At 32.2% G+C, this 26,330-nt stretch carries 24 protein-coding genes; 11 read left to right on the top strand and 13 right to left on the bottom strand.

Annotation, left to right across the window (positions count from 1 at the left end):
• From ABMA79_RS13460 to ABMA79_RS13470, 3 genes are all read left to right on the top strand, one after another.
• On the top strand, positions 1 to 582 hold a 582-nt coding region (locus ABMA79_RS13460; RefSeq protein ID WP_393093209.1), incomplete at its 5' end, for a class I SAM-dependent methyltransferase.
• The gene (locus tag ABMA79_RS13465) at positions 582 to 1,766 is read left to right on the top strand and encodes a glycosyltransferase (RefSeq protein WP_393093212.1); all 1,185 of its coding nucleotides are present in this window, start codon (positions 582 to 584) and stop codon (positions 1,764 to 1,766) included. The genes ABMA79_RS13460 and ABMA79_RS13465, both read left to right, overlap by 1 nt.
• A gap of 3 nt (positions 1,767 to 1,769) precedes the next feature.
• Positions 1,770 to 3,002, top strand: coding sequence for an oligosaccharide flippase family protein (locus ABMA79_RS13470; protein WP_393093215.1), 1,233 nt, complete (start codon positions 1,770 to 1,772; stop codon positions 3,000 to 3,002).
• Here ABMA79_RS13470 and ABMA79_RS13475 read toward each other — a convergent pair.
• Complete coding sequence (locus tag ABMA79_RS13475) at positions 2,986 to 3,741, bottom strand: TauD/TfdA family dioxygenase (RefSeq protein WP_393093218.1); 756 nt, start codon at positions 3,739 to 3,741, stop codon at positions 2,986 to 2,988. The two genes, ABMA79_RS13470 and ABMA79_RS13475, sit on opposite strands and share 17 nt — an antisense overlap.
• An 81-nt stretch (positions 3,742 to 3,822) precedes the next feature.
• Here ABMA79_RS13475 and ABMA79_RS13480 point away from each other — a divergent pair, with 81 nt between their 5' ends.
• The gene (locus tag ABMA79_RS13480; RefSeq protein ID WP_393093220.1) at positions 3,823 to 4,890 is read left to right on the top strand and encodes a DegT/DnrJ/EryC1/StrS family aminotransferase; all 1,068 of its coding nucleotides are present in this window, start codon (positions 3,823 to 3,825) and stop codon (positions 4,888 to 4,890) included.
• A 21-nt stretch (positions 4,891 to 4,911) separates the two neighbouring features.
• A complete protein-coding gene (locus tag ABMA79_RS13485; protein WP_393093222.1) occupies positions 4,912 to 5,586 on the top strand; it encodes a WbqC family protein in 675 nt (224 codons plus the stop codon).
• Here ABMA79_RS13485 and rfbB read toward each other — a convergent pair.
• The 3 genes from rfbB to ABMA79_RS13500 are packed head-to-tail and all read right to left on the bottom strand — an operon-like array spanning position 5,555 to position 8,687.
• Positions 5,555 to 6,556 carry a dTDP-glucose 4,6-dehydratase gene (gene rfbB, locus ABMA79_RS13490; protein ID WP_393093225.1) on the bottom strand — a complete coding sequence of 334 codons (1,002 nt, stop codon included), beginning with the start codon at positions 6,554 to 6,556 and terminating at the stop codon, positions 5,555 to 5,557. The genes ABMA79_RS13485 and rfbB overlap by 32 nt on opposite strands.
• Positions 6,549 to 7,418: a glucose-1-phosphate thymidylyltransferase RfbA gene (gene rfbA, locus ABMA79_RS13495; RefSeq protein WP_393093228.1), complete on the bottom strand. Its 870-nt coding sequence runs from the start codon at positions 7,416 to 7,418 to the stop codon at positions 6,549 to 6,551. Before rfbA ends, rfbB begins: the two co-directional genes overlap by 8 nt.
• A gap of 9 nt (positions 7,419 to 7,427) precedes the next feature.
• A complete protein-coding gene (locus tag ABMA79_RS13500) occupies positions 7,428 to 8,687 on the bottom strand; it encodes a nucleotide sugar dehydrogenase (protein ID WP_393093231.1) in 1,260 nt (419 codons plus the stop codon).
• A 57-nt stretch (positions 8,688 to 8,744) separates the two neighbouring features.
• Between ABMA79_RS13500 and ABMA79_RS13505 the strand changes: the two genes are divergently transcribed.
• Positions 8,745 to 9,854: a glycosyltransferase family 4 protein gene (locus ABMA79_RS13505; protein WP_393093234.1), complete on the top strand. Its 1,110-nt coding sequence runs from the start codon at positions 8,745 to 8,747 to the stop codon at positions 9,852 to 9,854.
• Between the two features lie 1,100 nt (positions 9,855 to 10,954).
• Here ABMA79_RS13505 and ABMA79_RS13510 read toward each other — a convergent pair.
• From ABMA79_RS13510 to ABMA79_RS13545, 8 genes are all read right to left on the bottom strand, one after another.
• A complete protein-coding gene (locus ABMA79_RS13510) occupies positions 10,955 to 12,133 on the bottom strand; it encodes a hypothetical protein (protein ID WP_393093237.1) in 1,179 nt (392 codons plus the stop codon).
• Positions 12,133 to 13,140, bottom strand: coding sequence for a hypothetical protein (locus tag ABMA79_RS13515; protein WP_393093240.1), 1,008 nt, complete (start codon positions 13,138 to 13,140; stop codon positions 12,133 to 12,135). Before ABMA79_RS13515 ends, ABMA79_RS13510 begins: the two co-directional genes overlap by 1 nt.
• A 173-nt stretch (positions 13,141 to 13,313) precedes the next feature.
• The gene (locus ABMA79_RS13520; RefSeq protein ID WP_392910813.1) at positions 13,314 to 14,315 is read right to left on the bottom strand and encodes a polysaccharide biosynthesis protein; all 1,002 of its coding nucleotides are present in this window, start codon (positions 14,313 to 14,315) and stop codon (positions 13,314 to 13,316) included.
• A 13-nt stretch (positions 14,316 to 14,328) separates the two neighbouring features.
• Positions 14,329 to 15,456 (bottom strand): non-hydrolyzing UDP-N-acetylglucosamine 2-epimerase, encoded by a 1,128-nt coding sequence (wecB, locus tag ABMA79_RS13525; protein WP_393093243.1) that lies wholly within the window; start codon positions 15,454 to 15,456, stop codon positions 14,329 to 14,331.
• Entirely contained in the window at positions 15,447 to 16,319 is an 873-nt protein-coding gene (locus ABMA79_RS13530; protein ID WP_393093246.1) for a dTDP-4-dehydrorhamnose reductase family protein, read from the bottom strand. The genes wecB and ABMA79_RS13530 overlap by 10 nt, the downstream gene beginning before the upstream one ends.
• Before the next feature lie 2 nt (positions 16,320 to 16,321).
• Positions 16,322 to 17,347: an SDR family oxidoreductase gene (locus ABMA79_RS13535; RefSeq protein WP_393093248.1), complete on the bottom strand. Its 1,026-nt coding sequence runs from the start codon at positions 17,345 to 17,347 to the stop codon at positions 16,322 to 16,324.
• 13 nt (positions 17,348 to 17,360) lie between these two features.
• Positions 17,361 to 18,425 carry a glycosyltransferase family 4 protein gene (locus tag ABMA79_RS13540; RefSeq protein ID WP_393093251.1) on the bottom strand — a complete coding sequence of 355 codons (1,065 nt, stop codon included), beginning with the start codon at positions 18,423 to 18,425 and terminating at the stop codon, positions 17,361 to 17,363.
• A 44-nt stretch (positions 18,426 to 18,469) separates the two neighbouring features.
• Positions 18,470 to 19,684, bottom strand: a complete 1,215-nt coding sequence (locus ABMA79_RS13545) for a UTP--glucose-1-phosphate uridylyltransferase (RefSeq protein ID WP_393093254.1) — start codon at positions 19,682 to 19,684, stop codon at positions 18,470 to 18,472.
• Positions 19,685 to 19,750: 66 nt separating this feature from the next.
• Between ABMA79_RS13545 and ABMA79_RS13550 the strand changes: the two genes are divergently transcribed.
• The 5 genes from ABMA79_RS13550 to ABMA79_RS13570 all read left to right on the top strand — a co-directional run bounded on the left by ABMA79_RS13550 (position 19,751) and on the right by ABMA79_RS13570 (position 24,636).
• Complete coding sequence (locus tag ABMA79_RS13550; RefSeq protein ID WP_393093257.1) at positions 19,751 to 20,515, top strand: glycosyltransferase family 2 protein; 765 nt, start codon at positions 19,751 to 19,753, stop codon at positions 20,513 to 20,515.
• Between the two features lie 270 nt (positions 20,516 to 20,785).
• Positions 20,786 to 21,055, top strand: coding sequence for a helix-turn-helix domain-containing protein (locus ABMA79_RS13555; protein WP_393093260.1), 270 nt, complete (start codon positions 20,786 to 20,788; stop codon positions 21,053 to 21,055).
• Between the two features lie 38 nt (positions 21,056 to 21,093).
• Positions 21,094 to 21,825, top strand: coding sequence for a polyprenol monophosphomannose synthase (locus tag ABMA79_RS13560; RefSeq protein WP_393093263.1), 732 nt, complete (start codon positions 21,094 to 21,096; stop codon positions 21,823 to 21,825).
• 7 nt (positions 21,826 to 21,832) lie between these two features.
• On the top strand, positions 21,833 to 22,777 hold the full coding sequence (locus ABMA79_RS13565; protein ID WP_393093264.1) for a glycosyl transferase family 90: 945 nt from the start codon (positions 21,833 to 21,835) through the stop codon (positions 22,775 to 22,777).
• A 170-nt stretch (positions 22,778 to 22,947) separates the two neighbouring features.
• Entirely contained in the window at positions 22,948 to 24,636 is a 1,689-nt protein-coding gene (locus ABMA79_RS13570) for an LTA synthase family protein (RefSeq protein ID WP_393093267.1), read from the top strand.
• Here ABMA79_RS13570 and ABMA79_RS13575 read toward each other — a convergent pair.
• The gene (locus tag ABMA79_RS13575; RefSeq protein ID WP_393093270.1) at positions 24,616 to 26,037 is read right to left on the bottom strand and encodes a sulfatase-like hydrolase/transferase; all 1,422 of its coding nucleotides are present in this window, start codon (positions 26,035 to 26,037) and stop codon (positions 24,616 to 24,618) included. The two genes, ABMA79_RS13570 and ABMA79_RS13575, sit on opposite strands and share 21 nt — an antisense overlap.
• Positions 26,038 to 26,330: the final 293 nt, after the last annotated feature.

A 26,330-nucleotide genomic window follows, 5' to 3' on the forward strand; every position in this document is an offset into this window, starting at 1 on the left:
GTACTTGAGGTTGGTTCATGGTGTGGTCGATCTGCGGTTGTTTTAGGTTTAGCGGCAACTAAAATTGGTGACACTAAAGTAGATTGTGTTGACCTATTCCCTTCTAAGTCGGACTGGTATGAAAATGAAGATGGTAGTTATAGCTTTCGTGTAGACCTTAATGGTGATATTAAAGACGGTTACCATGTACAAACAGTTTGGAAGGAACCCTTTGAAAGAGATATTGCTCCGATATATGAAAAGTATGAAAGTGTACTAGATGCTTTTAATGAAGCTATTGAAAATGCTGGAGTTAGTGGTATCGTTTCTCCATTTAAGTCAGACTCTACAATTATTGGCGCTACACTTAAGAGTAAGTACAAGTTAGTATTTTTAGACGGTGATCACTCATATGATGCTGTTGTTCAGGATATTGAAAGAGCTGAACCATTATTAGTATCGGGGGGCTGGATTTGCTTTGATGATGCCCACTCATACTATGAAGGCGTTGACAGGGCAATTCATGATAAAATTGTAAGCTCTGGAAAATATGATATCTATCAACAGTTAACTAGAAAGCTATTTGTTGCTAGAAAAAAATAATGCGTATAGCATTTTTTGGTAATACAAATAATTATCCCCTTCCTCTCGTTTTAGAACTTAGAGAAAGGGGATATAAAGTTGATTTATATTGTGATAAATCAGACGATTTACATAATCCTGTTAATAGAGATTCTTCTCTAGAAAATAGTGATTGGATTTTTAATGTATCCACATTATTTAAATTTGGATACTCTTTCTTCTTACCTACTCTCTCTAGATTAAAGTTTTATAAGAAATTAAAAAGTTATGATTTTATTTTCTATAATGGAATGCCTACAATTATTGCATGGTTGATTAGAGTTGATTATGGTGTGCTCATAACAGGTTCAGATTTAGATGTTTATGGAAACTTAGCAAGTTTGAAGCTCTTTTCAATTAAATTTCTTAAGGAAAATGGTTTAAAGCTATTTATACGCCAATACTTTTTATATTTTATTATCCTATCAATGAGGAATAGCATTAGAAATGCCAAATTTTTTAATTATTTTAAAAAAGGTTTTTTACCACATGGTGATAAAATATTAGATGAAATAAATCCTAAATCTAAAATTAGAACGTCATTTATGATTGGTAATAATAAATCAATTAAATATACACCAATTCTTGATAGCTCTTCTAATAAGTTAAAAGTATTTTGTGGCGCTAGGTTGAATTGGGTTAGACCACTTAAAAATAATTTAACGGAACTTGATTATAAAGATGTAGATAAGCTTTTATATGGAATTAAGCTCTTTAAAGAGAGATCTAATATATCTATTAGCTTATGTTTAGTTAAGAAGGGCGTTGATATTGATGAAACGGTTGCGCTAGTTAAAGAACTAGCTTTAGAAAATGAAGTTATCTGGTTCGAGGAAATGAGTCAGTCAGAATTGTATAAGCAATTTATAATGTCTGATGTAATAGTTGATCAATTAGGTGCTTCTGCGATGGGAATGGTAGGCGTAGATGCATTGTGTTTTGGCCGACCTGTTTTAACTAATATACAAGAGATTGAAAGTGAAGCACCTAGCAAAGATTTACCAATTTGTGTTGCTTCTAATGCTGAAGAAGTATGTCATCAACTGATTAGATTACAAGATTTAGAGTACAGAAAAAAAATTGGAGAATACTCGAGGTTATATGCTGATAAAAATTATTCTCCACAATCTATAATCGACTATTACCTTAGTATTATTGAGGGATAATTTATGATCAGAATGATCTTTTCAAGTAGTATACTTAAAATTTTGAGTATGATTATAGGTTTTGTTATTTTAACGGTAACAGCAAGAGGTTTGGGGGCAGTAGGACGTGGTGAGTTTGCCACATTAACTACTTGGGCAGGTTCTGTCGCAATTGTTTGCTCTTTAAGTTTAGGTCAAATTGCAATAAGTAGAAAGAGGTTAGAATCTTCTGCGTGGGTAGATGAGGCATTACCAATCCTTTCAATTTATTTACTTATAGTTTTCCTATTTCAAATTTTAGCAGTCTTTGTACTAAAATATTTTTCGAATGTAGATTTAATTTTTTTAGATAATTATTTCTATATCTTTTTTGTTACTTTTTATGCACTTGCTTTATTGTGGGAAAGTTTTGTTGAGCCAATTTTTTCAGGATTAGGTAAAATAGTTTTTTTCAATAAAGTAAAATTTGTAACACAAGTACTCTTATTAATATTGATTTCCCTGTTGTATTTTACCGATAAATTAAAAATCGTAAGTCTGTTGTGGTCTCAATTAATAGTATCATTAATTTGTGTGTTTATATGTAGTTTGTCTTTGATTAAAGAGGGCTTAAAGCTAGAAATACCAAAGCTTGTGACGTTCAAAAAATACTTAAAAAATGGTTCTCATTTACACCTAGGGGTAGTTGCAACTTATATATTTACTTCTAGTGACGTATTAATGATAAATTATTTTCTTGGTAACTTTGATACAGGAAATTATCAGTTGGCTGTAGCCCTTATCAACTTTTTATTAGTTATTCCACAAACAGTGAGGATAGTTCTTCTGGGTGGATTGAATCAAGCTGATTTAAGTTCAAACTGGAAAACACATAAAAAATTGATAATATACACTACTTCTATAATGGTTTTCGCAGCTATTATTGCATATTTTTTATGTGTTCCAATTATTTCATATTTCATGGGAAGTGAATTTTATGATGCAATTGATATCTATAGGCTACTTCTGTTAGGAGTTGTGATGTCTTCTTTTTCTGCAAGTATTTCTCCGCAATGGATTTTAAGAGGAATGTTTTTACAAGTTTCTTTAGTTTCTCTTATGGCTGCAGTTTTGAATCTATTTTTAAACTATCTATTGATACCTGTTTACGGTGTAAAAGGTGCTGTGTGGTCGTCTTTGTCCTCTTGGTTTTTGGTAGCTTTGATAAATGTTATCTTATATCTATACTGTGATAGAAATGCTAAAGCCTCCACATAGATTGGAGTAAGATTCTGTCATCTTTCCTTTCTGCATGATAAGAGTTTCTTCCGTGTAGTAGTTTCATATCCGCGATACAGAGGCCATCCCCAGTATTAAGTCTTACTGTTTGGACTATTTTAGTTGTTTCTAACTGTTTTAGAAGATTGAATAAGTCATCACACATTTGTTCTATTTTTGAATTACTTTTATCAGTTCTGTAGTAATTCCAGTGCATTTCAAATTCACCATTACTATTATTCAATATAGTTCCATTGTATTCGTTATCAGTAGTTCCTTTTTTGATTTTTACTTGAGTCGTTAATAATGAATTTAGTAAGATTGGATTATTTTCCTTTAAAAAATTAACAAAATCATTTACTAGAATAATTTTTTGTTCCCCTCCTATTTGAGACTGTTTCTTCATAATGAAAAAATTAATCTCAGCAGGGTCTTGAAACCATGCATTGTCATTATGAAATGGTTGAGGGGTTTTGCTATGAGCATAGCTATAGTCTTTTTCAGGATTATATGAAATCGTCCACCAGTCTGTTAATAAGAAATTCGAATCAGCATCAAATTGACGGCAATCTCTTTTTAAGTTGCAGTTGTTAGTTAGAAAATCTAGCCATTCATCTTCATTATAGAGTTTTGTTGCATTGCGGATGATTACATAAGGAGTTGTGCCTTTTTCGACAACGCTTTTCAAAGTATTTATTAATGTATTTTGTTCTAATGAAGTAGCATCAATTTCATGCATATGTATTCTCCTTATTGTAATATATAGTATATTTAGTCTAATATAATTTCAAATGATCTATTTCATATTAAGGACTTTAATTTGAATAATATAAATGTTGTTAAACCATATATCCCAAATGTTGAAAAATATGAGTCTTTGATCTCTAAAGTTTTAGAATCAAATAACTTTACGAACAATGGACCTTTTGTACAACTGTTAGAGGAGAAGCTAAAGGCCTTTCTTGATGTTGAAAATGTTGTTTTAGTATCTAATGGTACAATTGCACTACAGTTATTATATAAGGCTTTGGGAATTCGTAAAAAGGTATTAACAACACCTTTTTCTTTTTTGGCTACAATGAGTAGTTTGAAATGGGAAGGGATAGAGCCCGTATTTACTGATATTTGCGATGACACATTTAATCTTTCTCCTAACTTAGTTAGTAAGGATGACCTTTTAGATGTTGAAGCCATTTTACCTGTTCATGTTTTTGGTCAACCATGTTTTCTTGAAGAGTTTGAATTTATTGCTAAAGAGAATAACGTTCATTTGATATATGATGCAGCTCATGCTTTTGGTGTTACGAAAGAGGGGAGAAGTGTACTTTCTTATGGAAAAGCCTCAACTTTGAGTTTTCATGCAACTAAAGTTTTTCAGACAATAGAAGGTGGAGCGATTATTACGAATGATACTGATTTAGCTGATAAATTAAGAAGCCTTCGTTCGTTTGGAGTAGTTGATATAGAAGGCGAAAAAGTATTTGGTATTAATGCAAAGATGAGTGAAGTACATGCTGTTATGGGGATTACACAGCTTGATGTTTTTGAAGAATCTGTTAATAGAAGAAAGCTTATATATCATAAGTATAAAAATGAATTGAATGATAAATATAAATTTCAAAATCTAAATATGGAAGTTGAATGGAACTATTCATATGCACCAATATTATTCAAATCTGAAAAAGAACTGAATGATAAAATATTGTCTTTGAATGCATTGGATATATATCCTAGAAGGTACTTTATGCCTTCACTAGATACATTAATAAATAGTTCAAATATTTGTAATATTTCAAGAGATATTTCTTCAAGAATTCTATGTTTACCTTTATTTGCCGACTTAAGTGATAATGATGTTGATAGAATTATAAAGATTTTAAAAGAGTAGGTATTTATTAAAACAGCAGTTATGCAACCATATTTTTTACCATATCTTGGTTATATACAATTAATAGCAAGTGTTGATAATTTTGTAATTTTCGATGATGTGAACTTCATTAAAAGAGGTTGGATAAACAGAAATAATATAATAGTTAATAAAGAAAAAAAGCTGATTACATTAAGTTTGAAGAAAGCTAGCATTAATAAAAAAATTAATGAGATTGATATTTGTTCTGATTCTATTGAAAACTTAAGAAAAACTCTTCTTCATTCATATAGTAAGTCTTTATATGGAATAAAAATGATCGATTATTTATTTTCTAAGGATGTCTGTCAAAATACTTCATTATCTATTTTTTTAGAAAATCAACTTAAGAAAGTTGCGAACTTATTAGATCTCAAAACCGTATTTTATCGTTCGAGTGAATTTAAAATCTCCAGTGAACTTAAAGGGCAAGATAGAATAATTGAAATTTGTAAGGCTTTAAAAACTACTGAGTATTATAATTTACCGGGTGGGCGGGATTTGTATTCTGATGGCCCTTTTAATGATAATGGGATTGACTTGAAATTTATAGAGTTACCAAGCTTTGTTTATGAACAAGGCACGGACTTATTTATTCCTTACTTATCAATTATTGATGTGTTATCAAACTCTTCAATTAGTGAAATTAAGAGTTATTTAGATTCAAAAAATGTTTAACTGTCTCTTTAATTCCTGTTTCGAAATCAATACTAGGCGACCAATTTAAATCATTTTTAATTTTAGTAGAATCTATTGCATACCTAAAATCATGTCCTAATCTATCTTCGACAAATGTTATAAGTAAGTTGTGATCATTTTCACGTTCTGGTAAAAGTTCATTAATAATATTGCAAATCAATTTTGCAATTTCAATATTACTAATTTCCGTGTTTCCTCCAATATTATATTTTTCTCCGTTTTTGGCGTTGTGAAAAACTGTGTCAATTGCTCTGCAGTGGTCAATTACATGTAGCCAATCTCTAACATTTTTCCCACTTCCGTAGATTGGAATCGGTTTCATTTCTAAGGCATTTGAGACAATTTTTGGAATTAGCTTTTCTCTATGTTGGTAAGGACCGTAATTATTTGAACAATTTGTAGTGACTGTATTAAGTCCAAATGTTTTATGATAGCTTCTAACAAGCATGTCCGATGCAGCTTTGGATGAAGCATACGGTGAATTAGGTGCATACTGTGAAGATTCAGTAAAATATCCATCTTTATCTAAAGAACCATATACCTCATCTGTTGAGATATGATGGAACCTTGATGTAACTAGTTGTTTATTCTTTGACCAGTATTTGTAGCTAGCATCTAGTAAATTAAATGTTCCATTTATATTCGTTTTAATGAAAGATTCAGGGCCATTGATGGAATTATCTACGTGTGATTCCGCGGCAAAATGAATAATATCCGTAATATTATATTTTTCAATTATAGAATATATTTTTTGAGTGTCACATATATCTGCTTGAACAAAGTGGTAGTTATCTCTGTTTGATAATGCTTGGTTATTATCTTCATTCGCTGCATAGGTAAGCTTATCTACATTGATAATTTGGTAATCTTTGTATTTATCTATGAAATAGTTGATAAAGTTTGATCCAATAAAGCCTGAACCGCCAGAGATAAGGATATTTTTACTCATGCTTTACTACCCTTTTTAAGTACATAGAATATGTGTTGTCTTTCAATTTTGTTATTAGATTTATAATATCTTCTTTTGTAATCCATTTCTTTAAAAAAGCAATTTCTTCTAAACATGCTATTTGTAAGCCTTGTCGGTTTTCTATGGCATGAACAAAATTGCTCGCTGCAAGTAGTGCTTCATGCGTACCAGTATCAAGCCATGCTATACCTCTTCCTAGAATTTCCATATTAATGTTCTTTTCTTTAAGGTAAGCATTATTTATACATGTAATTTCTAGTTCTCCACGATCTGAAGGAGTAACATTTTTAGCTTTCTCAATTACGCTATTATCGTAGAAGTATAGGCCAGTAACAGCATAATTAGATTTTGGATTTTTTGGTTTTTCTTCTATTGATGTTACATGGTATTGGTCATCAATTTCTGCTACTCCATATCTCTCAGGGTCATTAACATAATATCCAAAAATTGTTGCTCCTGATTGTATCTTAGAGGCAGACTCAAGTTTTTCTCTTATTCCTTGCCCATAAAAGATATTATCACCAAGTATTAGACAAACAGACGAGTCGCCAATAAATTCCTCTCCAATGATGAATGCTTCAGCTAATCCTTTTGGTTCATCTTGAATTGCATACTCTAAATTGATGCCGAATTGCGATCCATCACCTAAAAGTTCTTTAAATGTATTTAAATCTCTATTAGTTGTAATAATTAGAATATCTCTTATATTTGCAAGCATTAAAACGCTGAGAGGGTAGTAAATCATTGGTTTATTATAAATTGGCAGTATTTGCTTAGATACTGAGAATGTCGCAGGGTACAATCTAGTCCCTGTGCCACCTGCTAGAATGATTCCTTTCATGCTCATATCTTACAGGCTCCAATAGGTTCCGTTATGAAAACCTTTAAGGAAGTTTTTCACATCTAGAATGATTGTATTGTCATTGATTATATTTTTTAAATATTCTTTCGAATAGATATTATGGGCTACAGCACCAATAATTAAATCTGTTTTTTCAAGTTTACTTATGTCTTTTGTTATTTCAAGCCCATATTCATGTAGAGCTTCTTCTGCAGATGCTTCAGGTTCGTGAATTTGAACTTTAATACCATAAGATTTTATTTCGCTTATAATATCTACAACTTTCGAATTCCTTAAATCAGGGCAGTTTTCTTTAAAAGTGAGGCCTAGGATAGTTATAGTTGTGCTAGCTAGATTAATTTTGTTCTTTATCATTAACTTAATTGCTTTTTCTGCAATAAATTTTGGAATATAGTCGTTAATTTTTCGGCCACTCAAAATAACATCTGGATGATAACCAAGTTGTTCAGCTTTGTGAGTAAGGTAATACGGATCTACTCCGATACAATGACCACCAACTAAGCCAGGTCTAAAGTTAAGAAAGTTCCATTTTGTGCTTGCTGCTTCTAGGACTTCTAAAGTGTTGATATCCATTTTATCAAAAATAAGTGCAAGCTCATTTATAAGAGCAATATTTACGTCACGTTGGGTATTTTCAATAACTTTAGCAGCTTCGGCGACTTTAATTGATGATGCTTCATGGACCCCTGCAGTGACTACACTCGCATAAGTTTCAGAAATAATTTTGAGGGATTCTTCACAGCAACCGGCCACAACTTTGGTGATTTTTGTAAAAGTATGTTCTTTGTCGCCAGGATTAATCCTTTCTGGCGAGTATCCTACCCAGAAATCTGCACCATGTTTGAGGCCAGATAACTCTTCAAGTATTGGAACACATACTTCTTCAGTGACTCCTGGGTATACAGTTGATTCATATACAACGATATCACCTTTTTTTAATGCTTTTCCTACTGTATTACTTGCACCAATTATTGGTCTGAGATCTGGCTTTTTAGAATCGTCAATAGGTGTTGGTACTGCCACGATATGGAAATCAGCTGTTCTAAGATCTTCAATTTTATTCGTAAATTTAATGTTTATATTATCGAAATCTTCAAAATTAATTTCGTTAGTTGAATCTTTTTTAGCGTGTAATTCATTTATACGTGCTTCATTAATATCGAAACCAATCACGCTTGTTTTTTTTGCAAAGTTGACGGCAACCGGTAGGCCCACGTATCCTAATCCAATAACAGAAATATTTCTCATATTTTACCTTTATAAACTTAAAATAATTTAACAAGATATTAAATAAAAAGAGGTCGTGTGTCTAATAATATAGGGGTGGTTGCATCAAATGCCTGGTATGTATATAACTTCCGAAAATCAATGATTCGTGAACTAGCTTCGAGATTTGATAGTGTTCATGTACTTGTTGGTTATGATGGCTTTGAGGGGAAGTTGGGGGATTTGGCACCAAACGTTAAAGTGATTAATAGTTCTTTAGAGAGAAAATCGCTAGGGATTGTGTCAAATCTTAAACTGCTCATGTTCTATTTGAAATATTATAACAGTCATAAATTAGATGTAGTTATGAACTTTACAATTAAGCCTAATATATTCAGTGGTGCGGTGTGTAAGCTTTTAAATATTCCCTATATCAATAATGTTACTGGCCTAGGTACTGTTTTTATCAATAAGGGAATGGTCAAATCTTTAGTCGTTTTGATGTATAAGTTTGTATTCCCTTCAGCAAGGGCTATTATTTTTCAAAATGAAGATGATTTTGAACTAATAAAAAATGAAGGGGTAAAGCCTCATAATTTTCAACTTATAGAGGGGAGTGGTGTTGATATTACAGCTCTCATTCCTTCTGTGAATAATACCTCGGATAGAGAGTTTGATTTTTTATTCATTGGTAGAATTATAAAAGATAAAGGGATATTCGAGTTTATTAATGCGAGTAAGGATATTCTAAATATATTTCCCAATGCTAAAATTGGCATTGTCGGAAATATTGATATTGGGAACCAGGGACATATTTCGAAAAGTGCGCTGGTGAAAATGCTAGATGGGTCTTCAATCGAATATTTAGGTTTTTCCGATGATGTAGCAACTATTTTAGATAATACAAAAGCTCTTGTTTTACCATCATATAGAGAAGGGTTATCTAGAGTCATGATTGAGGCAGCATCAATGAAGTGTGTACTATTGGCAAGTGATGTTCCAGGGTGCCGTCAAGTAATTAGTAATAAGAATGGTATTACTTTTGAAGCAAGGTCAAGTGATGCTCTATTTGAAGGTATGAAAAAGTTTTTAAGTCTTTCTACGAAAGAAATTGATGAAATGGGTGAACGTAGTAGGGAACTTGCGATTAAAAGATTTTCTACTAAAGTTATTAACGATAAACTTTTTAAAATACTCTTTGCTGAATGAATGTGTTGTATATTTAGTGATTAGTAATCCAATGATCCATGATTGTATTATAAAGTAGCTATTTAATTTGGTCGGTGTGTCGAACGCAAAAAATGGAGATAGGCTTGCTAGAATAAATAACTGGTTCGAAAAACTATTCATTAAAATTAATGTATAAAACAGAGTTGCTAATCCTCCGATTATAACTATATTTCCGAAAAGTGCATTGTGTATTGTAAATTTGTACTTTGTTATAAATGAAACTTCATTTCCGAATATTATATTTTTATCAATGTTCTCAATGAATTTATCTAATTGATATATTCTTGTTAACTTTGAGGGATGATATATATCAAATTTACCTCTTTTAATTGTATTGTGTTTTACTTCTCTATCTTCAAGTTTTAATGCTAGTTTTTGTCCCTGGATTAGCTTCGATTTTTCCATTGAAAATGTAATTAGGTACTTATAACCAAATGTCATTAGTATTGGTGTTAGTATGACGACTAGGATTTGTACTACTTTTTTCTGTTTATGAAATAGATTATATAAATTTAGAAAGTATGAAGCTGTAATAATAAGAGCGGATAGTATTGTTCCGTAAGATAATGTTAAGAAACAACAGAAAATTAATATAAGTGCATGTAGATACTTTCTTCTGAAGAGCATTATTGAATAATAGAGACATAGTGAAAATCCGGCATGATTAGGATTCCCTAATCCGAAGTTTCTAGATTGATACCAGCTATAAAAGATGCCTTTTAAAATAATGATAGGAAAAATAAAGTCTAATATTTTGAAGCTTGTTTCTTTATTTATTTCCGTTTTTCTTAACACTATAAGAGAATAGGTTACCATTAATATCGATATGAAAGTTAATTCAAAAAAACCTGTATAGAAATAGCTGCATATAGATATGATAATTAATGATATTAATTGTATATAGTCATTTGTTTTAAATTCTTTAATTTTATTAAATGTTGTAAATAGTAAGAAGAGAAATGTTGTAATGAAAATATACTTAGGGGCCAATGTATTATGTGCCTCTTGGTTAAAACTTAAGCCATGTGGTAAAATCATTGGTAATGCTAGATAATAGAAAGTTGGGTTTTTCAATATCTTCATTCAATTATCACCTTATATAAAAAAACAACTTTAATAAAATGAAAACAAATACTAAGTATAGAGTAGCTTAATAAGTAATAATTAAAATCACTACTATAACCTAGATAGATTAAAACAATTCCTTTAATAAAACTTTCTGATAATTCTATTTTATTAAATAATGTTAGTTTTTTCTTTATTTTAAAACAGCTAATTATAAAGGCGTTAGTGATATTTGCAATAACGATAGGGGATAATATAAGGGCCATCCCTGAAACAGTGTTCCATTTACTAGGCAAAATATTAAAAAAATTAAAATATGAAACGGTTCCTATTGAAAGTCCCGTAATAAGTGAAATAGCGAGTATTGTGAAATAAAACCTAATGGTGAAATATTTGAATTCATTCTTATCTTTATTAAGTTGATACTTTTCAAATATCTTAGATAAACCTTCGCCCATAAAGTTTGCCGGCAGTTGTATTACTTTTGTTGCGAGAGTGACCAGACCAAGTTTGGTTAATCCGAAAAATATTGTTGTAATATAATAGAAGCCATTATTTGAAATGTTTTGAAGAATTCTATTTGCAGTTAAATTTAACAAAGCAGTGGAGTTTGCTCTATATGTTTCAATTGTTTTAGCGAGTGAAAATTTAATACTGAGTTTATTCTTTAAATTACTTTGAATAATATAAGTAGTTTCTGAAATAAGCTTCGACAGGATTAAAGAGTGTGGAATACTTTTAAAAGCCAATTGTAGTATATTGTTAATTAAGCCTCTTGCTCCTGATATTATTGCTTCTTGCTTAAACTCAGAGTTTCGAAAATATGTTTCCCTTTCTGTTAGTTGATTAGAAGTAACAAATGCTAAGAAAGGTAAAAATATATAGAAGTAATAATCATTTAAAATTAGGACAATAAGTAAGCATACTATGGTTGTAATGATAAACATTATGAATGATAAGTTTTGCGCAAAGTGATAGAAGTTCTTAGCTTGCTTATCATCAGGTTCGATTATAATTAAAGTTTCAGATCTTAGTGTATAGAGTGTCGCTAATATTGAGCTTATTAATAATAATAAAGAGTAATTACCTAGATCTTTAGGTGTATAGTAGATTGAAATGATTATCGAAGATATAATGGATGTAACTTGTAATGTGGCATTACCTGATAATGTGTAGAGTAAGTCTTTTTTCACTAGTTTGTATCTCTATTATACAAATTATAAGTTAACTCTAATGTATCTGGTGTACTGTAAAGTCTACCATTAAGATTTTGAGTAGATTTAATAAAGTTATTTATTTTTTCAAGATTTGTATCTATAGGTTCTTCAATATCAATGCTTAAACTTGCTTTACATAAATCATACTTTTCAAGAATTGACTTACTTAAAGAAGAATTCTTATAGTAGTTTATAATAGGTTTTTGAAAAGCCATGTATTCAACAATTTTTCCTGGAGACTGTTCTATGGATGTTTGATTGTCTATATTGATAAGAATATTACTGTGTTGAATATAATTAATTAAATCTTCTTGTGATAAGTTTCCCACGTATTCCAAGTGGCCACTGCTTTTGACCATACTTGTACAATCATTTAGATTACCAGCAATTGTAAAGATAGTATTTTGCAAGTGTTTATATATCTCTATAACTTTTTCTGGATTTCTTATCTTTCTATAGAGAGAACCACCAAAGAAATGATGATCATGTTTAATGTTATTGTACGGAGAATTGAAAGATCTTAAGTCAGTATCTATACCTATCATTGTTGGTACAAATGTTGTTTTGTTAACAAATTGGTTGAAGCATTTTTTGAATTCTTTAATTTTATCTTCGCAAACAATCGCGTGGTCTGAGTTTTTTAGTACAAATTTCTCAGTTAAATAATTTATTTTTTTTCTTAGAATATTAGAACTGTCTTTACTTGTTAGATAGTAACCATCGATAAAGTGCGCTGTAAAGTGCACTTTGTTTTTAAAAAATGACTTAATAATGGCACTACAAAGTATAGAACTGAAGGGATACCCTACTCCAACTATTCTTATTTTTTCTTTCTCAAATAATAATTTACCTACGAAATAAATGATTACTTTTATAGACCAGAAGATCCCTCTATCTGGCCAAAGTAAATTATTAAATATCTTTTTGAAAGTTCTTTTAGACTCTGTATTGTTGTAAGAAATAGGTTTGAACAATTTATCCACAAGTGAAGGGATAACGATAACATTGTCCTCCGAAATCGTGGAAAGTCTACTTGTAACAATATTCCAGTTATTATTCTTGAGATACTTCGAATTGAGTAATCTAACTCGAGTCCCAGCTGAGGAGTGTATATGTGAATAGCTGTAAGAAATAACGTATTTCTTAGTTGTTAACACTATTTTAGTTCCTTCAAGCTTTTAAGTAGTCCTAGCATTTCATTTGTATCAAGTCGTTCTGTATTATGAGAATTATATTCTGTAGCTTCTGATATATTTTCTTGGCCATTATCAAAGTACTTTTCATAGTTAAGACTACGACTATCTGGGATAATTCTGTAATATCGCTCTAGCTCTATAGCATTTACCATTTCTTCTCTTGTTAATAGAGTTTCATAGAGTTTTTCACCGTGGCGTGTACCGATAATGTTGATATTTGTCTCAGGTGAGTTTTTGAAGATCTTAACAGCTTCCGCTAAAGTTTTAATTGTTGCTGCTGGAGATTTTTGAACGAAAATGTCACCATTTTCTCCATTCTTAAAAGCAAATATTACAAGTTCAACAGCTTCTTCCAGTGACATCATAAAACGTGTCATGTTTGGATCAGTGATTGTAATAGGTTTACCTTCCTCAATCTGAGAGATAAAAAGAGGAATTACAGATCCCCTTGAAGCCATTACATTTCCATACCTAGTACCACAGATAGTAGTCTTTGAGTTATTTCCAATGCTTCTTGCTTTAGCTACAAATGTCTTTTCCATGAGGGCCTTGCTCATACCCATTGCGTTGATTGGATAAACAGCCTTGTCAGTACTTAGGCAAATAACTTTTTTAACTTCATTATTAATGGCAGCTGTAAGTACATTTTCTGTTCCAAGTATATTTGTCTTAACTGCTTCTAGTGGATAAAATTCACAAGAAGGTACTTGTTTCAGCGCTGCTGCATGAAAAACATAATCCACACCAATCATTGCAGAGTTGATGCTTTGGAAATCTCTAACATCTCCAATATAGAATTTAATTTTCTCATTATTATACTTCTTTCGCATATCATCTTGTTTTTTTTCATCTCGAGAAAAAATACGAATTTCATTTAAATCAGTATCTAAGAAGCGATCAAGAACTGCATTACCAAATGATCCTGTTCCACCAGTAATTAATAAAGTTTTATTTTTAAACATATTGTCCTCTCTATTATAGAGTTTTTTTCCAAGTTGTTCTGTTTATATAGCCAGTATAGCTTTGAATTACTTTGACTACTTGATACGATATATTTTGATTTGAATAATCTTCAATATCGCTGTTTTTAAATTCTCTGGATTGCTCAATGGCAATATTTATTGAATTAATTACATCATCTGGTTTTAAACCTGACATAATCAATATTCCAGCATCCATCCCTTCTGGTCTTTCATGGGCCTGCCTGATAGTAATAGCAGGAAACTTAAGAAGGCTGGATTCTTCAGTTATAGTACCACTATCAGAAATAGTACATAAGGAATTTATTTGTAAATTATTGTAATCAAAGTACCCAACTGGCTTCATGAATTCGATTAGAGGATTAAACGAAGTATCATTAAGGGATTCTAGCTTTTTCCTTGTTCTTGGATGTGTAGAGACGATAATTCGTTTATTGAAGGTTGTAGCCACTGTGTTTAAAGAATCTAAAAGATCTTTAAAGTTTTCAGGATTATCAAGATTTTCTTCTCTATGTACGCTTACTAAGAAGTAGTCCTTTTTAGAGAGCTTAAGCTTAGCAAGAATTTTACTTTCATTAATACTTGGAAGGAATTTATTTAAAACCTCCGTCATAGGGCTTCCTGATTTAATTATTTGCTCTGGCCTTAGTCCCTCATCTATTAAATACCTTCTAGAATGCTCTGAGTGTACAAAATTAATATCTGAAAGATGGTCTACGATCTTTCTATTTATTTCTTCTGGCACACGTTGATCAAAGCATCTATTTCCAGCTTCCATATGGAAAATTGGAATTTTCAATTTTTTTGCTGCTAGTACAGAAAGGCAGCTGTTTGTATCACCATAGAGTAAAAGAGCATCAGGCATCTCTTTTTCTAAAACTTCACCGCTTGCTTTAATGATTTCTGCTATTGACTCTATCGCACTACCTTTTGCAGCGTTAAGAAAGTGATCAGGTTGTCTAATCTCTAAGTCATTAAAGAATACTTCATTAAGTTCATAATCGTAATTCTGTCCAGTGTGAACAAGAATGTGATCGAAAAATTTATCTATTAATGGAATTACTCGACTCAGTTTAATAATTTCTGGTCTAGTTCCTACGATAGTCATGACTTTTAAAGGCATTGCTCTTTCCTTTTGTCTTTTAAGTTTTGATAGTCTTGATGCATTTCTGCTACATATTCATCCCAGCTACTAGGCTTAAAATGAATTAGTTGCCTCAGCTTGTCTGAGTTAAGACTTCTGTCTATTTCAAATTCTTCATCTTTATGAATTATAATATTCTTATTATACTCTTTAGCAATTATGTTTAATAAGTCATACTTGTTAATTGGATCACTAGATAGATGGTAGAGACCATGTATTTCGTTCTTCATTAGCTTCTCAATTAAGTATTTGTCGATTATCTTAGCTATCGAAATAGTAGGGAAACCTGAATAGATAGCTTTGCTAAATCCATTACATTCATCTTTTTGTGATAAAAACCAATCTACTAATGAAACGCATGTGTTGATTTCATGTCCTATTATTGAGGTTCTCAATGTTAAGGCATTTAAATCATTTACGACTTCACCAAGTCTCTTAGTGGTACCGTAAAGGTCTACTGAATCGGGCGTATCTGTTTCATGATAGTTTCCAACTTTTCCTGTGAAAACACAGTCTGTACTAAAATGAATCATTTTGGCTTTGTGTTTTTTACATATTTCTAATAACTGATGTGGCCAAAGAGCGTTCGCTCTAATTGATATAATACTATCTTTAGAATCTTTGAGTTGTTTAATTATACCAACACAATTAAGCACTATATCTGGTTTGAATTCGTTTAGAAGTTTATCAAATTTTTCAAGGTCACTTATATCATAACCTTCAAGAGCATCTTTTGACCAACTCTTAGAACGTGATGTCGCGATTGTCTCATATTTATTGCTGAAGTAACGATAGAGTGTGTTACCTAGCATTCCATTTGCGCCAACGATTAATAATTTCATTCCTAGCCTTTGAATTGTTTGATGTACCAAGGAACTGCTTCTTGAATTCCTTCATCAATTCTAACTAATGGTTCATAACCGATAATAGTTTTTGCTTTACTTATATCAGCTTGTGAATGACGTACGTCACCTGCTCTAAAATCTCTTTTAGTGATGACTGACTGACTTAATATATCGTTGTTTTTTAAATGTTTTCCTAGAAGAGAGAGGAGCTCATTTAATGTCGTCCTATCTCCAAGCGCGATATTGAATGCACCTGGGAACTCTTTATATTTTGTTGTTGCAGCCAGTAAGTTCGCTTGAACCACGTTTTCTATGTAGCAAAAATCTCGACTTGTCTCTCCATCTCCATTAATAAAAAGTTCATCATTATTTATTAATGAAGAGGTCCATTTTGGAATTACTGCAGCATATGCACTATTTGGATCTTGTCGTTTTCCGAAAACATTGAAGTATCTTAATCCTGCGGCATAAAAGCCATAAGTTTTTGCAAAGACTTCAGCATATTTTTCATTTGTTAGTTTCGTTAATGCATATGGAGAGAGTGGCTCTCCAATTTTATGTTCAATTTTTGGTAGATCAGGGTGATCTCCATATACTGAACTACTAGAAGCATAAGTAAAACTTTTTACTTTTGCATCTTTAGATGCATTTAACATATTTAAAAACCCACTAATATTATTTTCATTAGTATTAATCGGATCAGCTATAGAGCGTGGGACAGAACCAAGAGCTGCTTGGTGGATCACGTAGTCTGAGCTTTCTACGGCCTTTATACATGTTTCTTTATCCCTTATGTCACCATCAATAAATGAGAAATTATCCCATTGTTCTTTTGTTATACTATCTCTTATTTCATCTAAATTGTGCTGGTGACCTGTCGAGAAATTATCTAAGCCGATAACTCTTTGATTCAGTTTTAAAAGTGTTTCTGTAATGTTGGAGCCAATAAAACCTGCACAGCCAGTTACTGTCCAAGTATATTGATTTTCTAGAAGATTTTTTTTAAGTAATTCGAATTGATTCATAGGTGACTCTTTTTCAATTCTCAAGAATTGATGATTTATTTGTTTTATTAAAATTCCTAATTAGTAAGAGATTAACAGCAGTATAAGTAACAACGAATAATGTAGGGATAATAATCTTTCCACTTATCTGATTTAGTACAACACAAATGATAATACAGACCGTATTCACTAAAAATAAGATGACTGAACTCTTGATATGGCTATACCCTCTCTTTAGTAGAATATGGTGTATATGATTCTTGTCTGGAGAGAATGGGCTTTTTCTTTTGGAAACCCTTAAAATGAAGACTCTTAATGTATCAAGAATTGGAATAAAAAATAAACTTATTGCAATTGTAGGTGCAGATCGAAACGAAAGGTTCAAGCTCTCTGAAGAATGATTTAAATTAATAAATTTAATAATTAAATATGTAATAGTGAGGCCAAGTAGTAAAGATCCTGTATCTCCCATAAATATTTTTGCTGGTGTTTTATTATAAATGAGAAATGCAATTACTGAACCAATTATAGATAAGGTAATTGAGCCGTATAGAGAAAAGTCATTAGTTATAAACCAGAAGCTCAAAAATGAACAAGTAGATATAGCTATAAGTCCAGCTAACCAGTTTATTCCATCGATTAAGTTGAATGCATTTACAAGACCTATTATAGTTATAAATGTAAAAATATAAGACTCTACAGGGTCTAGTTCATATATTCCCAGTGTTCCATAAAAATTAGTAATTCTTGCTTTTGCTAATACCATGAGAATAATTGCGCATATTGCTTGAATAGCTAACTTATTTCTCGCAGATAGGATAAAAATATCATCCTTTAATCCTAGAAAGAAAATTATCATTTGTGTGACAAGAAGATATTGTAAGTTTGCAAACTCATTATTTGGCGTAATTAGCATTATAGAAAACATCATACCTAGGAAAATTCCAATTCCACCTAGGTTAGGTATTTTTTGTGTATGACATGAACGCTCATTTGGATTTGCAAATATAGTAGCTTGATTTGCAAATTTTATAAGGATTGGCATTGTAAAATAAGATACAAGGAAAGAGAGTAAAAATATTAAAAAATATTGAATCATAACAAACCAGTGACTCACTATCGTGTTGAGTCAGTAACCCTTTTTTATTCTTTTATAAAATGAAAAATTTGTTCATTTAGTTTTAGGTTAGAGATAATATATTCAAAGTCATCTTTTGATTTTATAGGATTAAAAAACTTTCCTCTATTCTCTCTGTTAACATTTAAAATATGAACAAATTTCTTGTCTATTAATCGGGCCAACCGATCCGAGTTCAAGAGCACCGAACCCATCGCACCTTCAAGTTGTAAAAACTCACCTTTTTGATTTTTGATCAAATCAGGAAGTGCTATTTTATAATCTTTAACCGCATTAAAATTAACGAGTACTAAATTCGTATTAAAAAAAGCATCATCGTCTTCTTCGCGTAATCCAAGCTTTTCAAAATACTCTAACTGCCCAGCTTGTTCAGCTTGGGCTTTTTCAATAATTGTAAGATAGGTTTTATCGCCCTCTGTCTTAAGAGCGATTTGACCACCTTTCATATCTCTTTCTGTTTTAGTCGTTGTAACCATAACAACTGGTATATTCTCTGTGAGCATCCAATTAACGATGGCACGATCTGGAGTTGAGCTTAAATCTTCACCATTTCCAATACAGGCAATGACATTTTCACCTTCAGGCCTTGGTCCTTTAAAAACTTCATAACCAAAGACACCGTGTCCAGCAGGGGCAAGTCGTTCTAGTGAAAGCTCACCATTCTTAATAGTTGGAAGCTTTTGTTGAATGACAGAGTCGAGACGAGAGAAGTTATCATTTAGAAGATGTTCATACTTTTTCCACATTTCATCGAGGATTGGTTTCACATCATTATTAACTAGGTCCTGTAGGACCACTTTCTTAAATGAGCTTGTTTTCTTTGATGCTTGAATAATTTGAGCTTCTGCTAAACTAATTGCACCGAATTCCTCTGTCTCAATATAGAGGTCAGTGGATTTTGAACCAGGTGTTGAACGGCCATACTTTTTTAAGTAGTCCGAACGATCAAGGCTTGAGCCAAGCCCTCCATGCATCTTTCTTAGCCAAAGGGTGCAGTCAACGACTTCCTTTGTAGAATAGCGTTGTTTGATGTCTTCATATGAATGAAAAGGAAGTTCATCGCGAAGGAGTTTTCTTGGAGCTATCGCAGTAGGGTAGACTCCGGTGTCATTTTCTGGGGTCGCAATTGTTAAGTGTTCAGCTTTTTCATTTAACTGAGAAAGCAAACCCTCAAAATATTCGAGCTCGATCGGATTAGTAATAAAATCTTTTAAATTCATAGGGCTAGAGTATGGCATAGAATTAAAGAAATTTTAATATTAAAAACTACGTGTTAAATTTATATAATGATGATTTCAGCAACAGTGATCACATTCAACGAAGAAAGAAATATCGAGCGATGCCTAAAGTCACTCGGTGGACTCGTTGATGAAATTGTCGTGATTGATTCATTTTCGACCGACCGCACACAAGAGATTTGTGAATCATTTGAAGGTGTTCGATTTATCCAGAATGCATTTGAAGGCCATATCCAGCAAAAGAACTTCGCCATTTCTCAAACAAGTCACGATTATATCCTTTCTCTCGATGCTGATGAGGCCATCTCAAGCGAGCTTCGTGATTCTATTTTGGCAATTAAAGATACGCTTGCTGATTATGACGGCTATAATTTTAATCGTCGAAATTGGTATATTGATCGCTGGATCTATCACTGCGGTTGGTATCCAGATCGTAAGCTTAGAATTTTTCATAAAGATAAGGCCAAGTGGGGTGGAGTAAACCCACACGACATTATTGAGATGTCTCCAAACTCCAGGACTAAATTTCTTGATGGAGATCTTCTACACTATACTTACTTTTCAATTGAAGAACATATTGTGCAGCAAGACAAGTTTTCGACAATCGCTGCGAAAGCCTATTTTGACAGGGGTAAGAAATCGACAATGCTTCAAGTTATAACGCGCCCCGTACTTGTTTTTGTCAGAGATTATATTCTTAGGGCCGGGTTCTTAGATGGTGCTCGTGGCTTTATGGTTTGTTATATCAACGGACTCTATGCTTTTCTAAAATATGCCAAGCTTCGAGAGCTCTGGCTTAAAGAAAGAAAATAAATATTCATTAAAGTGCATATTTTTTATGCCCTAGACTGCATATATCCAGCGTGAAATTTAGACTTATGCACACAAGTGAATATTTTGTGAATAAACTGAAGTTATATGCACTTTAGTACATAATTTCATAGATCCGGTTTTTGATATTCACTCAAGTGAATAACTGACTACTTCGTTATGCACTTGAAGTAATAGTCGCACCAAAATCGATTCATGTTATAATTTAAATAAATCAATATCTGTTTTACGGATGAAACAGGGAGAAACTTAATGAGTTATGACAACTTAGACCTCGAGTTTTTTGAGTATGCCAAGACGGCAATCAAACAAAACGACTACTATGACATTGACCTAAAGGCCTTAAGAAAATCACTTGGCTTGAAGCAAACGGATCTTGTTGGAATTGACCAGCCAGATGTATCTAAAATTGAGAATCGTCTTGATCTGAAGCTATCCACTTTGAATAAGTACGCGAAGGCTTGCGGGCTAGAGATGGAGATCGTGTTTCACCCTAAAAACTCTGGAAAATTGGTGCAATAGACGCTATCTTGAATCCCTAAGAAATTATGGAGAAATCAGTGAATCAACTTCCTTGGAACAAGTCGTTAATTATCATTCCAACATACAATGAGATCATGAATATCGAACGCATGATCGATACAATTTTTGAGAAATACCCAGAAGTATCTCTCTTAATTATTGAAGATGGATCTCCTGATGGAACGGCAGATGTTGTGAAAAAGAAAATGGAAACAAATTCAAATCTTCACATCATCGAGAGAAAAGGAAAGCTTGGTTTAGGGACGGCCTATATCACAGGATTTAAATGGGCCCTAGAAAGAGAATTTGATTTTGTCTTTGAAATGGACTGTGACTTTTCTCACGATCCTGATTCTGTAAAAGATTTATTGGCGGCAGCCCAAGAAAATGATCTTGTAATTGGCTCTCGCTACATTGATGGGATCAGAATTATCAATTGGCCATTTAGAAGATTACTTCTTTCTTACTGCGCTTCAATTTATACGCGTTTTATGACAGGAATTCCTGTTCAGGACACAACTGGTGGATTTAAATGTTTTTCTAGAAAAGCACTTCAAGCTTTAAACCTAGATGGAATCATCTCTAATGGTTATATCTTTCAACTAGAGCTTAATTATAAAGTGTGGGCCAAGGGCCTATCGGTTAAGGAAGTTCCAATTATCTTTTATGAGCGTCGTGATGGGCAATCAAAAATGGGTGGTGGAATTATTTTTGAAGCCTTCTTTAACGTTATTAATTTAAGGCTTAGAAAAACCTTCGGAATGCTATAGAGATCATATGAAGCAAGTATATTATCTAAAGAATGCTTTAAAGTTTTTAGTGCCAAATTGTTGGTACAGAAACAAGGCCAGTAATATACTTAAGGCTTACGAAAGTTCAAAAGACACTTATATTGAAGATCGCGTAAATTATTATAATAAATTAACGAGCTCGTTTACGCTTCCTGAATCAGAAAACGAATTTAAAAAAGAAAAAAATATTCCTCGTACTTTAAAGATTAAGAATTTTAAGAAGTATGAAGGAACAACTTACTTCTTTGATATCTTGGATATAATTAGACATTTTTCACAAGAGCTAAGGTTTCGATATGAAGCAGGAGATGTGACTTATGTTCCAGAACTTCCAACTTTTATTAAAAGTAGACCTGTATCAAATAACGATAACTCTATCGTTTTAAAACTGAACAAAGTTAGGCATTTTAATTTTATTAATGACACCCTTTCTTTTGATGAAAAAAAAGACATGGCCGTTTGGAGAGGTGCAGCTCTAGTTCCTCAAAGAAAGCAGGTCGTGGAAAAATTCTATAACCATCCTCTTTGTAATATCGGTCAAGTTTCTCCTATTGAGGGGAACCCTTGGGAGAAAGAGTTTCTATCGATTGAAGATCAACTTAAATATAAGTTCATTATTTGCTTAGAAGGTAATGATGTTGCCACTAACTTAAAATGGGCGATGTCATCAAACTCTCTTTGTATTCTTTCTAAACCAAAATATGAGACTTGGTTCATGGAAGGAAGGCTAGTTGCGGGCAAACACTACGTTGAAGTAAAAGACGACTACTCAGATCTTCCTGAGAAAATTCAATATTATATTGAAAATCCAGAAGAAGCGAAGGTCATAATCAAGAATGCACACGAGTGGGTTGAACAATTTAAAAATGAACGCAGAGAGTTATTAATTTCTCTTCTCGTAGTAGATAAGTATTTTAACTATTCGCAATAAAAAACGTTAAGCTTTTGATTTTATTGCACTCTTTTTTCTATGTTAAGAAAGTGTTAAGATAGTTAACTATGTTCTTCACTACAAAAGCACTTTGGTTTCTATATTTTTACTTTAATACATGGCTAATTTTAAAGTGGCGTTTGTATAATTCGCTGCATCTTACAGACTATTTGGTTATAGCTGTAGGCTTTGGTTTAATATACCTCTACAGTGAAGCAATCAATAAGCTTGTGAAGCCAGCATTTCTTCGTGTACTACTAAGTATTTTTCTAATTTGCTTATACTATATTGCAGGTAAATATCATTTTCGAGTGAAGACAAGCTTTGACTTAGTGGTTTTCATTTCAAATTTCAGAGAAACATTTAATGCTGCCAGTGGAGATGTAATTCTAAATACAATGAAGCTTAAAGATTTTTACGAGACTTTAGCACTTGTTCCACTACTTCTTTTTGCACAATTTAAATTCAAGATCTTTAATCTTAAAAATCAAATAAGTCCTTTGAAAGGACTAGGGCTACTTACTTCATACCTTGCGTTGATTTTTGCTCTACCATATCCATTTGGAGAAATTTCATATTCAGTGAAGTCTGTCGTGGAATCATTTAGGCCACTAGAAGCAAAACATACTTATAAGGTAGAAAGAGAGATATCATCTCATTTTCAAGAAGTGAGAAAACCAAATATTATTTTAGTTTCAATGGAATCCTTTAATGGCCTCTATATCAATAAGAAAACGAAGAGCGGAAAAGAGATTACTCCAGTCTTTAATTCATTGTTAAAAGAAGGTCTATCAATTGATGATTTTTATGGAAACTCAGTTCAAACAGTTAAAGGACAATTTGCAACATATTGTTCTCAAGTACCTCTTATTAGAGGTAAAGCTTCATATCAACTCGATAATACTTTGATAAAATGCCTACCAAAAGTATTTTCTGAAATTGGTTATCAATCGTACTTTCACAAATGTTTTCAAGATTTGAGTTTTGATAATACTCATAACTTCATGCTGGATATTGGCTTTGATCACGTCCGTAAAACAGATATGTCACAAATGACGGATTATGAAAAAACACACAATGTTTGGGGCTGGGGTGTGCAAGATGATATTTCTTATAAGCAATTTGTAAAAAACATTAAGAATATTACATCAAAGAGTAATAAACCGATTTTTGCTACAATTCATACGGTATCTCATCATATGAAATTTGGTAATGTTCCAAAAGAACAGCGTGAACTATTCCCTGAACAAAGATCGAAAGAAGAAGCATTTCTTAATTCTTTAAATGTATCAGATAAGTATCTAGGGACTTTAATTAAGGAATTAAAAGCAAATGGTTTATATGATAACTCGCTAATCATAATTACGGCCGATCATAGTTATCCTAATGGTGAACATGGATTCTATGATGCACAAACATCTTACTTTCAAGAGTTCTTTAAGATTCCTTTTCTAGCTATATGGAAAGGCGAAATTGCTCCTCAAGTTATTAAAGAAAAAACCTTTTCACAAGTTGATATCCTACCAACAGTTTTAGACTTAATGGGGATTTCAGAAAAAATCGAAACGGCCGGTGTATCAATGCTTAATGAGCAGGGATCAACTGCTTTACTCGTTCAACCATATAATGGTGTTACACTTGCAGCTGTTGAGTGGCCTTACAAATTAGTATGGCAGAAGAAGTCTGATAGAAAGTTACTTTTTAATCTAATGATGGACCCAAAAGAAGAGAATCCTATTTCCGATAAGCCAGAAATTACAGCGAAGCTTTGGGACAAAATGGATTACATTATCTTTAGTGAAAATCGTTTTTTGAATTTAAATTCAACAAAGAGAAAACTACTTTCTGCTAGTGAGTGATGCTTCCTCTATTTTAGGAGTAAGACTTCTTAGAAAGTTATTTGTTTTTCTTTCGTAGCGTTCAATTAGTGTTTTTTCATTTGAAAAAAGATTCACTCCCACGCCTAATTGATCCCTGATTCCAAGAGCATGTAAAAGAGTTGTTCCTATGTCGAGGGTAGAAGCAGGCTTGAGATTATTCACATTCTGTTTTTCTAAATTATAGAAACGTAACAAATTTCTGCGTGGGATACTTTTAAGTAGATGACTCGCAGTTGTTTTTAGGGCCAAGTGGTCAGAAGCTAATATGATTAGTGTTTCACCATTATCTTCTTCAAGTACCTGTCTGATGAAACTAGCAATATTGCTATCAGAACACTTAATTGCATTTAAGTATGGGTTCTTACCATCTTCATATTTCAAATCACATAAAGGTGACTTGTGTCCCTTTGGATAATGCGTATCAAGTGTAACTAAGAATAGGCCAAATGGTTTATTTTCACTTTTTAATTTTTGATATCTTTGAAAGCTTTCTTTAAGTAAGTACTCATCATAAACACCCCACTGGCTAAAGTACTTATCTTCTTTATATTTTTCTTTAAAAAAGCTAATACCAGTAAGATTTTTGAAGCCATGATTAGTATAGAACTCTCTTGTACCTGCAAAGTCTAAGGCTCCACCTTGTATATAGTGAAGATCATATCCTGCATCTTGTAACTTATTTCCAAGGCAGCTAATACCTCCCATGAAATCGCCAGTAATTGAAGGAACGGAAAAGACACCACATTGTGAGGCAACCATTCCCATCATTGTTGAACCTGTACCGTAGACTTGTTCTACATTTGTGAAGTCGAGATAAGTAGAATCTTTCTTTTTTAGTTCTGTTACTAGGCCAGGAAAGATCTCTTCATTAAAAAATGTTCTTTCAAAACTTTCTGCGTAAATATAGATGAAGCTCTTTGGTTTTTCAGAGAGCACGACTTTTGAATTATTCTTTAACTTTGAAATACTGATTGAATCGATTTCAGCAAAATGAGTATATGGCCTAAACCACTCATAGAAGTCACTAGTTGTTGGGTTGATCAAAATAGCGATAAGTCCAACTATTGTTACAAAATAATTATTCTTAGTTGTCGCCTTCTTACTTGCAATAAATACGAGAACCATTGTTATAAGGATATAGAGTAGGCCCAGTAGTAATTGCGGTATGAATTCTCCGTAACCTGTACCTTCCCAACTTGTTAGTAGTTGAAACTTTACGACTTCATTTACACCTGTACCAGTTAAGCTGTTTGCTACATAGTAGCCAGCGATAAAGAATGTGTTGATCAAGATAATTGGGAGAGAGATCTCGAATCTTTGGCCCTTCTTCATGGCCAAAATATAGTAATTAACGAAGAAAATAGTGGCCAATGCAAGCATAAGGTACGCGGGTCCTTTTCGTGATTTCAGTAGTTTATTAAACTCTATGTATTTATTTTATAATGAGTGCTTCGTATTTACAAAGATTTAGCGCTTTCTTATTCCACATTGAAATGATTCATTTCATTTTTGAAAAAATCGAGAAATTTCACTTATGAAATTTTATTTATGTCTCATCAAATACTTAACAATAAGTTTTATTAATAGTTTTTACAGTGTTCATAAATTCTATTGGATTCTGGTGTATGAAGAACTACTAAACAACTTTGGGAAAATATAGAGAGAGGAGAGCA

The sequence above is a fragment of the Halobacteriovorax sp. HFRX-2_2 genome (assembly GCF_043196705.1).
In the GTDB taxonomy this organism is placed as follows: domain Bacteria; phylum Bdellovibrionota; class Bacteriovoracia; order Bacteriovoracales; family Bacteriovoracaceae; genus Halobacteriovorax_A.